Genomic DNA, 12,657 nt, shown 5'->3' on the forward strand with positions numbered 1-12,657 from the left:
TATCGGAGTCTACGCCAACCTTTTACTGCCAAAAGACTGAACAAGATGGTACCGCATGGACTGACCGTTGGTGAACGTTGTGAAAATTTACAACTCCATCTATTTATACTCAACATGATGAGGTTGTTTACACGTAGACGAATTGACACAACGTTTATGAGAAATTCGGGTTGAGCGCGTGCTCGCCCTGCTCTTCCATCTAATTTAAGTCCGCAAACGGCACTGTGCTTAAAATTTCATCCTCGTAGCTGAGCCAAGACGCTGTTCTCAACTCTCTGTCTGCTGTAAAATATTCAGCCTACCTCGGAGTATGTTGCTTACCCGCCCGCAAACCAAAGTCCCCACTTCCATGCAGACACAAGATAAGACCGGTCCATCCCTACTTTTTCCATTTTCCCAGGCTCAGGGCAAGCGACATTCCCCTTGACGGGTCCTCCGGCAAACAGTATTTTCGAAGAGATACCTATCTTTTACCATAAAGGGAGTTACCGTGTCTACCAGTCCACAGTTAAGCGCCAGTCTTGAGGATTATATTGAAGCCATTTACCATATCATTACAGAAAAGCAGGTTGCGCGTGGAAAAGATATTTCTTCACGGCTTGACGTCAGCGGCCCTTCAGTAACAGAAGCACTTCGAGCCCTGTCTAAAAAAGGTCTCATCAACTATGTACCCTATGAAGTCATCACCATGACAGAAAAAGGACGTGAGGTTGCTGAAGATGTCATTGAACGGCATAACGCATTAAAAAAATTCTTTACAGAAGTACTAGCTCTTGACCATGATACAGCCGAAGAAGGAGCATGCAAGATTGAACATACGGCCCCAAGAGAAATCATCAACAGAATGGTACTATTTATTAAATTCCTTAACGTTTGTCCCAGGGGAGGGGAGGAATTAATTGCCGGATTTGCCAGTTTCTGCCAAAAAGGTGAACTTCGAAGTACCTGTGCTGAATGCATCTCTCAATGCCTTGCCCCCAAGCAGGAACAATAACAGCTGCAGCTGTTTGCTTTTATCCGTTGGCCCGCATCAACCCTATAATTTCATTTGACTCGGGAAAGCGCCCTGATTCTCTCTTAGAAAACAAAAGGTTAGCATCCAAAGTAACATCAAATATACCGTTTGAACCGGGAATCAAAGTTACCTCAAGCTTTTGGCTGAATGCCTGTTCTAACGCAGCTTCCAAACTGGAAGCACGTGGTTTATAGTTTCATTGCACGCAATATTCTATTGTTACTCGCATACCACCGTCCATTTTTTTTTTGGCAAGACGCCATTGCTCTTTTTATTAACAGCGCGCTATACTAGCATATTGGTTAGCCGGTGCAATGAATATGAAAGAGTTTTTTCAACCACGCACCTTTTTCCGTCACGCTCCTTTATTCACAATTTCGCCACCATCTGAGACCTATGCCTGTATACGAATTCACAGCTCTCGACAGCTCAGGAAAAAAGACCAGAGGTATCCTTGATGCTGATTCCCAGACCGCAGCACGGCAAAAAATACGAGCGCAGGGCAACTATCCAGTAGAGATCAAAGAGACTGTTGCCAGGAAAAAGACACAAAAAGCCGCTACACTTTCCTTTCATATCGGCAAAAAAATAACCGCTCAGGAAATCCATGTCTCCACGCGCCAGCTTGCCACCTTACTGGAGGCAGGCATCCCCCTTATCCAAGCTCTTGATGGTCTCGTAGAGCAAACGAATAATCGTTACTTAAAAAAAACTATTGCCCAGATAAAAGATGCCGTCAATGAAGGGAACTCCCTTACCGCTGCTCTTGAAGAACACCCGCGTCTTTTTTCCAAAATCTACATCAATATGGTCAGAGCCGGAGAAGCATCAGGCTCGTTGGATGTAGTTCTCGAACGGCTGGCGGAATTTGGTGAGAATCAGGCTGCTCTTCGCTCAAGGGTCAAAGCAGCATTACTCTACCCCATCTTCATGGCTTTTGTCGGCATCGCTGTCCTGGTTCTTTTGATTACCTTTATTGTCCCCAGCATCACCTCCGTTTTTGAAGGAACCTCGCAAGCGCTTCCCTTGCCGACTATCATCCTCATTGCTACCAGTTCCCTGCTTCAACAATACTGGTGGCTCTTTCTGCTCGTCATTACCGGAACACTCTTTGCCATCACAGCCTTTCTTCGAAGACCGAAAGGAAAAAGAATGTGGGATACATGTAAACTTTCCCTTCCCGGCTTAAGGGATCTGAATATAAAAATAGCCTCAGCTAGGTTTGGCCGAACCCTTGCAAGCCTGCTCAGTTCGGGTGTATCACTCACTGCCTCACTGCAGATAGTAGAAAACATCGTCAACAATAGCGTGCTTGCTGAGGTTATTGAACAGGCAGAAGAAGAACTGGAAAAAGGGAAGAGTCTGTCCCAGATTTTTAAGGCCAGCGACTATTTCCCACCAATGCTGGTGCAGATGATTGCAGTTGGGGAGCAAAGTGGGGCATTGGAAAAAATGCTTGAAAAAGCTGCAGACAGCTATGAAAAAGAAGTCGAAGCCAAGATTTTAGCCCTCACCTCGATGATTGAGCCGGTCATGATTCTGGTCATGGGAGTGGCGGTTAGTTTTATCGTTATCTCGATCCTGCTGCCGATTTTTGAAATGAACCAATTGATCAGGTAACGCGGAAGACTTCCTCCAGGGTGGTTTGCCCTGTAAGTATCTTCCTCAATCCGTCCTGACGCAGGGTAATCATGCCGGTTTCCTCCATGGAAAGCGCTTTCTGTTTTATCAACCCAGCATCAGAGGTGGTAAGGGTAAACCGCTTTAGTTCATCGGTTAAGATCATCAATTCAAATATGGCAATCCTTCCTTTGTAGCCTGTTTCAAAGCACTCAGGGCACCCTTTCCCCCTGTACAAACTTTTATCGCCAACGTCCTCTACACTAAAACCAGCTTTCTCCAGATATTCGCTGGTCGGCACAAAAGCCTCTTTACAATGCGGACAAATCTGACGGACAAGCCGCTGGGCAAGGATGGCGTTTACGGAAGAAGAAACCAGAAACGGCTCCACTCCCATATCAATAAGCCGGGTTATGGCACTGGCGGCATCATTAGTGTGCAAGGTGGAAAACACAAGGTGACCAGTGAGTGCTGCCTGAATGGCTATTTCCGCTGTTTCCAGATCACGAATCTCACCGACAAGAATGACATCAGGATCCTGGCGAACAATGGTCCGCAGCCCGCCGGCAAAGGTGAGGCCGATCTTAGCGTTCACCTGCATCTGCGAAATACCGTCCATCTGGTATTCAATGGGGTCTTCAACCGTTATAATATTTATATCCGGACTGTTTAAAATTCCCAATGCGGAATAAAGGGTGGTTGTTTTTCCGCTACCAGTGGGCCCTGTGACCAGAATAATGCCATGAGGTGCTTTAATTAGCTGGAGGAAATGGGCAAGATCATTAGCCACAAGTCCCAATTCTTCCAACGGAAGATAGACGCTTGACTTGTCAAGCAGGCGCATAACCACTCGCTCACCAAAAGCCGTGGGTAAAGTGGAAACACGGATATCGACATTTTTATCAGCAATGCGAATCTCGATCCGTCCATCCTGAGGCAGCCTTTTTTCGGCAATATCCATCTTCGCCAGTATTTTGACGCGAGAAATTAACTTCCCTAAAACATGCCGAGGCGGCGCATACATGTCGTAGAGGATACCATCTACCCTCTTCCGTATCTTGACCCTATTTTTATAAGGCTCAATATGGACGTCACTGGCATTATCGCGCACAGCCTGCGAAAGCACCAGGTTAACGAGTTTAATCACCGGTGCATCACTGGTATCATCCAGCAGGTCGGCTGTTTCTTCTATCTGAGAAAAGATACTGTCCGGATCTTCTTCATGCATATCCTGCATAACCTGATCAGCAGCCTCGTTACTGGTCATGTCATAGGCGGTATTGATGGCTATAAAAATTTCGTTTTGGGGTGCCAGCACCGTCTCCATTCCTTCCCATTGCAAAAGTCGCTTGAGATCATCAAGCTGCTGCACACAAAAGGGCTCAGCAAGGGCTACATACGAACAATAAGGCGTTGCCACCGGAATCATCTTAAAGCGTTTAAGATATCCGATAGGAACCCGCTTCACAAAAAACGGCTCAATTTCTTTTGGCAACTTTTTGACGACTTTCAGATTGCACTGGATGCTTCTTGCCTGCAGCAACTCCTCTTCGGTAATCTGCTTTTCCTGTACCAGGATTTCACCTATCCGCCCCCCCTTTTCCTTCTGACTCTCCAATGCGGCCACAAGAGCTGTTTCGTCCAACCCAAACTGCTCCTGAAGTATATTTCCGATAGGTTGCATAGCTCCAAACACCCTTCCAGCGTTATCTTTCATACAATCGGCAGAATGCCTACCCTTTCACCCTGCCTATTCATGATCATACTCTTATTGTCCACTGGTGCGAAGATGTTGTATGTTTTCTCTGGCGAGCTGTTTTAAGGCATCATAAGGGCTTTGCCGCCACTCATCCTGCTGTTCCTCTCCAGGGTTAAGCTCCAAAACCTTTTGATACATCTCTCTAGCTCCCTTTACATTGCCTTCACGTTCGTAAACGACTCCTAGATTAATGGTTGCATAAGGATTTTCAGGATCAATATCCAAAGCCTGTAGAAAATAGTCCTTGGCCTCTAAAAATTCACTGCGTTGCAGCTTAGCAAACCCAAGATCGGTGAGGGCAGCAGCATGCTCCGGATTTGGTTTCTTCTGAAAAAAATCATCAGCTATCTGCGAAGAACCAGGCTGCACATCTTCCATGACATCACGTTTGTTGTAGTAAATTTCCGCCAATTCGGCAGGATTTTCAACTATATGGGGCGTAATAAAGATAAACAGATTTGTTTTGGTCTCGCTCTCGGTTCTGCTTTTGAAAAGCCAGCCTAAAAGTGGAATATCGCCAAGCAGCGGCACCTTGTATTCGCCAGTACTGGTATCCTGGCCGATAATCCCGCCAAGTACTACGGTTTCCTCATTATGAACGACCACGGTTGTATCGGCTGTTCGGTTAAAGGTGGTCGGGTTTCCATCACCCAGATCCTTAAGCTTTATCACCTCCACCGCGATTTCCAAACGTACAACGTTAGCCTGATTGATCTGCGGGGTAATGGTAAGGGTCGTGGCCACATCCTTATATTCGTAGTTGGTGTAATCCTGCTGGGAAGTAGTAGTATTTTTACTGGTAATGTAGGGTACATTCTCTCCCACCTTGATACTGGCCTTCTTATTATCTGTGGTTAAAATCTGTGGGGTGGCGATGATGTTTATGTCTTCGTCATCCTTATAGGCGTTGATCACCGCACCAAGATTGGGAAAATAAACGCCGCCGATTTCGATCCCTTCTTTCAAAACACCCATGGTAAAGCCACCTGGAAGGACTGGCTGATCCCTGGTAAGCCCCTCTAAAATCCCATAGGCGTTGTCCCCGGACTCGCCGCTGAAACCTCCAAACAGCGTACCGGTTTCATCGGCAAAGGTTCCGGATCCGCCATACTGGACCCCAAGTCCAAAATCCTTTGAGACCTGCACCTCCATGATAAGCGCTTCCATATACACCATACGCCTCGGGATATCTAATTTCTTGATCACATCTTCAAGGACCAGGTACTCCTCGCGGGGAGCTGTAATAATCAGGGCATTTGTCTCTGCATCAGCCACTACCTGTATATCAGAGGAAAGCACAGGCCCAGCCTTACCGCCGGTTTGCTTGGTGCCGGTTGCCTGCTTACCCGGCAGACTGGTCAACACCTTGACCATCTCTTCAGCATTGGCGTGCTGCAGGTAATAGACGCGTATCTTACCCTCCCCCCTGGGAACTTGACGATCAAGCTCTTTAAGCAGGTCATAGATCTTATCAATCTGCGCCTTTGGAGCAACAATAATAAGTGAGTTGGTCCGTTCATACGCTATAATTTTAATCGTTTCCGTCCGCTTCCCTTTTACAACCCGTTGTACAAATAATTCACGGATGGATTTTGCCACCGTGACCGCATCTGCATGCTCAAGGGTAATGGTCACGGTTTCCTCACCAATGGACGGCACATCAACCACCTTGATTATTTCCATTAACCTGGAAATATTAGACTGCACATCAGTGATAATAAGCATTCCCGACTCGGCATGGGCAATAAGGACACTGGTTTTAGAGACAAGAGGTGAAAGAATTTTCTTGAGATCATCAGCATTAGAATGCACCAAGGGGATAATCTGGGTGACAACCCTATCTTCCAGTATATCAACATCACCTTGGTACAGAGTGGAAATATTTTTCGATCTGGCCTGGACGGCAGGTACAATTTTCACCACCGTACCACTGGGAATGGTGGTGAATCCGTGGACCTCGAGCACTGATTCGAAAACCCGATAGGCATCTTCTTCGCTGATCCTGGTAGGAGAAATAATGGTTACATTCCCCTTTACAGCCCGATCAACAATAAAATTTTTCCCAGTGAGTTCGCTTATATACTTTATAAACAGGTTGATATCGACATCATTAAAATCGATGGTCACATACCTTTGCGGTGTTATTTTTTGAGGTGCACCGTTTGCTTCGCCGAAAATGCCTGTAAACAGCAGACAACAACTCAAACAAACCAGAGATAGAATCAATTTCTTTATCATAAAGCCACACCCGCTCTTCATTTAACAGCCCCTTTCACAACTCCACCTCGTTCCACCTGGCCATCATCTCTTTTGACAAAACAACCTGCGACCAAATGATGTTCTTTATTCATTTTCGAGCCCCTCATCAGGCTCCTCATTTTCGTGCCCCTCATCGGGCTCCTCAATCTCTTCATCAATGCCCTCCTCACGAGCTCCCTCTTCAACCTCAAGGGGCTCAAACGGCTCTTCCACCGCCTCAGGCAGTTGGGGACGACTTTCCCGAAAGCTGATACGCCTTCTGGGCCTCACAACAGGCACCCTTTTTTCGACAGCTGTACTGCTGACGTTTTGTTGCCTCGTCCCTCCCGTTAAGGGTTGAGGAGACGGAGAACCACCACCTTTTCTTTCCTTGATAGTCAGCGCTTCAGTACGTCCGTTGACCTCCAAGATCACCTTTCCTCTGACAATCTTGCGGATCCTGGCATTTTGCACGCTATCGCCTATACGAAAAAGATCCTGCTTTTTTTCCTTTTCATCGATAATAATCGCTCGAGCATCCGTTTCATCGCCCACAACCGTACCGAGAAGTACCAACTTTAATGAAGTCTCTTCATGGTCTTCGTCCTCAACCGGTAGTGATTCGCTGTCACTTGCTTCCAACAATGCCTGAAAAATATTTCTACCGGCAATAACCTCGTAATCTGTCGGCAAAACTGAACGAACGGCACCTGCAACGCGTTCTTCATCAGCAGATTCAACGACCTCACTACCTGTGGGAATAAGTGCTACCAGCCCTTCTTCAACCCGCTCGTACCATAAAGACACTCCTGCGTAAATCAGGATTGTCAAAGACAGTAAGGTTAGCAATACCCGTATCACGATTACTGCTCCGCCGTGGTTGCTGCAGCCTCAAACAACGAAGACAGCTCACCAAAGGTAATACCGGGATCAGCGACGTCTCCACTAACCTTAAAAGTGACGCCATCATCCTGCAATTGATTTCGAATAGCAGATAAAAGCTGCCCATCTGTTACATGAGCAAAAAACTCCGGCCGTGGTAACATGATCCCGGCAAAGCTCAATCCCGATTGGGCATAAGGATGGTTAAGCTCAATGTTTCCGCTAAAGTCAGCTGAAAACAACTCAGACTCCACCTGTCCTCCATCAATAAACAGTTTTTGCTCGTTGCCTGTCACTGTAAAACGCACCTGTGAAAAAGGAAAAACACCATGCCCAAGGATCTTTTTTTTCAGACCTATTTTACCGTTACCGATACTCACTTTCACATCCATATTACCTAATGCTGTGAAGTCGCTTTGCACCTTGCCCTTAAATTGTGCATTCAATTTTCCTTGTATCTCTCTTCCCAAAATTGCTCGTATGCCGCTAACCAAATCAAGCTGCACGTTCTCAATTTGTCCTGCAACGTTAAAAGCATCCAAGCTTGAACCAGTGCTAAAGGTACCGGCAACACGCCCCTGTTTAATCGTCGCCACATAGCCGACTACAGGTTGCATATTCAATAAACTCACAAATTTCGGCTGCAATTCCAAGGTTTCAACCTCCAACAGCGTCTTTTGCTCTGCAGATGAAGAGAACTCCAATCCGCTCAAAACCAATTTTCCAGGAAACCCAACCGCTACGTTAGATAATGCTACCCTCGCGTAAGGGAAACGTGCACCAAGATACTCAGGAATCCACTGGTCAAGGAAATCCACAGGAAAAAGTATCCACAGCATGAGAACGAGCCCTGCCACGGTATAGAGAAAATACCCCAGTATACTCCTTCCCCAACGAAGCGTTTTTGCCATCATCAGCGAGCACTCATATACAGTTCTTGATGTTGATCACAACCACCACACATTAGGCACATTCCAAGCATTTACCCTAGTTAACAGCGTTAACAACCTGATCAACGCTGACAATTTGTAAAATCACATCCAGCGTCCCTTTCTCCTTATTGTTCTCCTGAATGGTAATGCGTTTAATCCCGACGAGATTTTGCGGAGATTCAGTAGTTTTAAGAAAAGCAACGAGCTGTTTCAGACTAACAGCCTGTAATTTCATTTCCACCATGCTTTGCTTCAAGACCCCTTCAGCGGCAAGCTCCGAAGGCTTCATATATGCAATTCGCTCTTTGACCTTAATGTCAGCCGCATTTTGCTCTAAAAAAGAAAACAGACTGAACCCACTGGCCCGCTCGTTGAGCAGGGCCGCAATAGAGCGGCTTTTTTGGCTAAAAAGAGCGTAACGCTGCTGCATTTGTTCCATTTCTTCGAGTTGTCGTTGCCGGGTTACAACATTTTTTGTCATTTTTTCCCGATTTTCCATTAAAGGAAAAAGAACAAATTGCAGAAGCAAAAAAAGTACAAGACTGATCCCGGCAATAATGACTGCGTTTTTTTCTCGTGATGTCATCTGCATCAGCTCTCACCCAACTCCAGCTGTATCTCAAAGCGAATTTTTCGAGTCTTTTTATCCGCGGTCGCTGATACAATCTGCACGTCACCATACAGGGGGGACTGCGAGAGAAGACTTTTAATTTGATTAACCGTATTAAAAGTCCCAGTCATCCCGCGCATGCGGATTGCCTTTTGATCTATCACCATTCTAGAGACATGGAGCGACAAGGTAGCAGGAATACGAGCTGAGATATCTGCCAAGAAATCCAACATCCTCTGCTGGTCGGCATATACAGGCATGTTGGTTTCAGAAGACTCCAATTCCTTCAAAGCAACCTTCATCTGCACGTAAGGATCCTGGATACGGGTAGCGCTGGTAAACTGGTTCCGATACAGCTGCTCCATCTGCTGCCGCAATCGATTATTCTTTATCGTTAAACTTCTATTTTCCAGGGCATAGTAGCCGACAATAGAACCTATACAGACAAGGACGGAGGCCGCAACAGCGACTATCTGTTTCTTCGAAGTAAAAAGTGTCTTTTTAGATGCCAGTTCTCCTTGCCGTAAATTAAAATCTGTGTTTTTGCCGGGCCTGTACAGCGAGAGGCTTAACGCCGTTGCAAACTCTCCCGGTGGCATATGCTCGAGCCCCGTTGGAACATTGATTCCCGACAAAGCAAGGAGGTCCGCAGGTTCCACGTCCATACCCAGCTGCGCCTTTAAGGCAGCTCGAACCTCTTCACTTTCGACGAAACGTCCGGTTACCAGTGTATGTTCAATATCATCGACCGGGAAGCCAATGGATCGTAAAAATCCCAAAGTTCGCCCAACCGTCTGCTGAAGCGCACCTAATTGTGCCCCAAACTCATCGATCTCAGCCCCACCTGACATCGTCTGCGACAAAACAGGTAATTTACGACAAAATTGACAGATACCGTTATGCAACAGCAACAGGGTTGCCTCAGCATCGTCTGCCTCCAAAACCAGGTGCCACCCTTCAGGAAAACGGTGCCCAACAAGCTCTGCCACTGCGACCGCAGCCGGCACAACAACTCCAGGCTCGGCATCATGTTGCTTTAGGCGTTCAAGGACATCACTCAGCACTCTCTTTTCAACGGCAAAAACCAGGAGAGAGCTACTTTGGTCAGTTGTCCTTAGTACATTAAAATCTGTGACCACCTCTTCCATAGGCCGGATGAATTGATCTTCCAACTCAAAAGGGAGGGTCTGGGTAATATTTTTTTTATCGGAAAAAGGCAGCTCCAAGTTACGGGTACTCACTGCTGCAAGCGATAGCCCGCAAACACATTCCCCGCCCTGCCAGTGAAGCTTTTCCAGAAGTTCTTCCACCGGTGTAGCTGCAATACCATCCGTGGATAAGGGAATAGAAGCACTCGACTCAACGACCACGGTTTTCCCCTGTTGTCCAGTCACAACACCTGTGAGGCAATCGTCACCGTAATAGAGTCCGAGAAACTTTTTATTCATTTCTATCTCGTTTACTTCTCAATTTATTGTATCTGCCAGTGAACAAGTGTCTGCTCGTGATTTTCCCCACGCAAAAGTACCCCTTTGCCGATACATCTGCCATCTTCGGTTGCAGCCGTAATGGTTAGAGCAAAAGCCTTGGCTGAAACTGTAAGCAGATTTTCATCCAGTGTTATATCTCCAGGAAAACCGCTGACGTTTTTATACCAGGTTGGGTCGGCAAGATTGTCGCTATTATCCGGCTCCTCCCTGTATGCTTGCAACTCGCTTATCATATCCTCGTTTAACTCAGGATTCAACGCGGCCAAAACCGCATCCGGCGCCGTATTCAAATTAATTTTTCCGTCATCGCCCGCCACGGTAATATATGCTGCAATGCCTTCATGTTCCTCATCCCCATAAAAAAGCGCAGGTGTCACGCCCTTTACAAACAAAAGCTCTTCTACAGCCAACATGGCCCCATTTCGACACGAATAACCCGGAGAAAGTGATTGATAATATGCATTTTCCGCGCCATTTATCCGTGCATCATCATCTTCATCTATCCAATCACGAATGGCATCAAGTAATGCTTCCACCTGCTGCTCATCATCAATGGCAAATTTACCGGAGAGCAGGAACCTTGTCCAAACCTGTTCGACTTTTTCAAGCTGTTGTTGCTGTTCTTGAGCAGAAGTTTTATTTGTATTGTTGGCTCCATTACCGCCTTGTAAAGGATTCGCCAGCAGGGCATGAATCTGCAATTTCCCAGAAAGATCATTCACAGCGCAGGTAAGTGAGATATCGTCTGTCAAAGAGGTAAGCTGTTCCCCGTCAATGCCGGCCCAACTATCAAGAAGGGAATCATAGGTCGTTGCCTGCTGATCACTATACAAGGCTGCCTGAACAATACTGAGCCCCGAATACACTGCATTTTCCATGGCAAGCGTTTTCTCCACTAGTGCGGCATCCTCAACCTGCCCGTCAACATCAACCAGGAGTTGCATGGTCATGGTAACCAAAAAACTGACGGTCAATAGAGCCAACAGCAAGGCAACACCTTTTTGATCCTTGAGCAAATGCTTATGACTCACCGTCTTGCTCCTCTTTTATACTACCGGTGGGAAGCCACACCCCTGAGCGAAAAGGAATAACGGTCTTGTGCTCACTATCCTGCCAGAACTCCAACGTAATAAATACTGCTGCCGGCAGTAGTACAGGCTCTTGCTCATTTTCTTCGTCCGGCTTACTCGCCCAGCTGTCATTTTTTTGACCTTCAGCATCCCAATACGTCAATTGCAAAGAGCGAAGTCCGGCACACAAGGTGTACGCTTCTTTCTCACCGCTCTCCTCTGCAAACACTGAAAGTGTATCCGCTCTCAGTAGTTTGAACGAACCAGGATCATTTTCATCTTCTATCACCTCATAGGCAATGGTGGTGCTCCCCTTGTCTGATCGTCCATCGTCAAAAGCCAGGTGCGCCATGGAACTGAAGATCAAACCGGCTGCCTGCCGGCCGTTAATCTCATTTTTCGTCCCTACAAATCCGACCTCACCATCGACTACAGCAGCAGCCAGATCACTCCTCATCCTATCCAGGGTAATACGTGCCTGCCGATAGATATCTTTCTGGTTTGCTGTTGCAGCCAACAGATCCACAGTACTGTTCAAGGCGAATCCAACCATTGAGCTCACCACTGCCAAAATTGAGACAGCAAGCATGACCTCCAGTAAAGTGAAGCCTCTGTTATTGACGTTGGTCATCGGGAACTATTTTTTTAAAAATCGTTGTCTGTACAGTAAGACGCTGTGTTTCATCTTCGGCAAGGGCAACAGTTAAGACCACCTGCTTCAGCATTCCGTCTGTGTCCGGGATCGAAATGTCGTCTTCCAAGACTGGTACCACTTCCGTATTCCAGGAAAATTCACTAAACCCATCTTCAAAGATTCCGCTCTCACTCTCTACCTGTTCAAAATCCTGCAGACGAATTTCCGCCATCTTTTCCTGAGCCAGCAAGGCAGCAATCGTATCAAACCGGGCATCAGTGGCAATAGAAATCGTTTGTGACTGAGATCCTAAAAGGCTGACCAGAGCAATTGCCAATACTGCCACCGCAATCATCACCTCAAGCAGCGTGAAGCCTTGTGCACTGGATTGCCTGCTTAAGTTCATA

At 46.7% G+C, this 12,657-nt stretch carries 11 protein-coding genes and 1 pseudogene; 2 read left to right on the plus strand and 10 right to left on the minus strand.

What is annotated here, in order from left to right; translation table 11 throughout:
* The first annotated feature begins 490 nt into the window (after nt 1-490).
* Nucleotides 491-994, plus strand: coding sequence for a metal-dependent transcriptional regulator (locus tag JWH17_RS24285; protein WP_319550505.1), 504 nt, complete (start codon nt 491-493; stop codon nt 992-994).
* Nucleotides 995-1,013: 19 nt separating this feature from the next.
* On the opposite strand, the pseudogene JWH17_RS24290 reads toward JWH17_RS24285, so the two are convergent.
* Nucleotides 1,014-1,199 (minus strand): annotated as a pseudogene (locus JWH17_RS24290) (Rdx family protein); the annotation flags it as partial.
* Nucleotides 1,200-1,411: 212 nt separating this feature from the next.
* On the opposite strand from JWH17_RS24290, the gene gspF reads away from it, so the two are divergent.
* A complete protein-coding gene (gene gspF, locus JWH17_RS01680; RefSeq protein ID WP_205220813.1) occupies nt 1,412-2,635 on the plus strand; it encodes a type II secretion system inner membrane protein GspF in 1,224 nt (407 codons plus the stop codon).
* Here the strand turns inward: gspF and gspE are convergent.
* The 9 genes from gspE to JWH17_RS01725 form a co-directional block, all read right to left on the minus strand.
* Nucleotides 2,628-4,352, minus strand: coding sequence for a type II secretion system ATPase GspE (gene gspE, locus JWH17_RS01685; protein ID WP_232370813.1), 1,725 nt, complete (start codon nt 4,350-4,352; stop codon nt 2,628-2,630). The genes gspF and gspE overlap by 8 nt on opposite strands.
* Before the next feature lie 51 nt (nt 4,353-4,403).
* Nucleotides 4,404-6,632 carry a type II secretion system secretin GspD gene (gene gspD, locus JWH17_RS01690; RefSeq protein ID WP_205220814.1) on the minus strand — a complete coding sequence of 743 codons (2,229 nt, stop codon included), beginning with the start codon at nt 6,630-6,632 and terminating at the stop codon, nt 4,404-4,406.
* 105 nt (nt 6,633-6,737) lie between these two features.
* Nucleotides 6,738-7,493, minus strand: coding sequence for a type II secretion system protein N (locus JWH17_RS01695; protein WP_205220815.1), 756 nt, complete (start codon nt 7,491-7,493; stop codon nt 6,738-6,740).
* 2 nt (nt 7,494-7,495) lie between these two features.
* Nucleotides 7,496-8,428: a type II secretion system protein GspN gene (gspN, locus tag JWH17_RS01700; protein ID WP_205220816.1), complete on the minus strand. Its 933-nt coding sequence runs from the start codon at nt 8,426-8,428 to the stop codon at nt 7,496-7,498.
* A 73-nt stretch (nt 8,429-8,501) separates the two neighbouring features.
* Entirely contained in the window at nt 8,502-9,032 is a 531-nt protein-coding gene (locus JWH17_RS01705; RefSeq protein ID WP_205220817.1) for a type II secretion system protein GspM, read from the minus strand.
* 5 nt (nt 9,033-9,037) lie between these two features.
* Entirely contained in the window at nt 9,038-10,504 is a 1,467-nt protein-coding gene (gspL, locus tag JWH17_RS01710) for a type II secretion system protein GspL (RefSeq protein WP_205220818.1), read from the minus strand.
* Between the two features lie 23 nt (nt 10,505-10,527).
* Nucleotides 10,528-11,577, minus strand: coding sequence for a type II secretion system minor pseudopilin (locus tag JWH17_RS01715; protein WP_205220819.1), 1,050 nt, complete (start codon nt 11,575-11,577; stop codon nt 10,528-10,530).
* Nucleotides 11,567-12,247 carry a type II secretion system protein GspJ gene (locus tag JWH17_RS01720; RefSeq protein ID WP_205220820.1) on the minus strand — a complete coding sequence of 227 codons (681 nt, stop codon included), beginning with the start codon at nt 12,245-12,247 and terminating at the stop codon, nt 11,567-11,569. Before JWH17_RS01720 ends, JWH17_RS01715 begins: the two co-directional genes overlap by 11 nt.
* Nucleotides 12,231-12,656 (minus strand): type IV pilus modification PilV family protein, encoded by a 426-nt coding sequence (locus JWH17_RS01725; RefSeq protein WP_205220821.1) that lies wholly within the window; start codon nt 12,654-12,656, stop codon nt 12,231-12,233. Before JWH17_RS01725 ends, JWH17_RS01720 begins: the two co-directional genes overlap by 17 nt.
* Between the last annotated feature and the right edge of the window lies 1 nt (nt 12,657).

The organism is Desulfogranum marinum (assembly GCF_016918565.1).
Taxonomy (GTDB): domain Bacteria; phylum Desulfobacterota; class Desulfobulbia; order Desulfobulbales; family Desulfobulbaceae; genus Desulfogranum; species Desulfogranum marinum.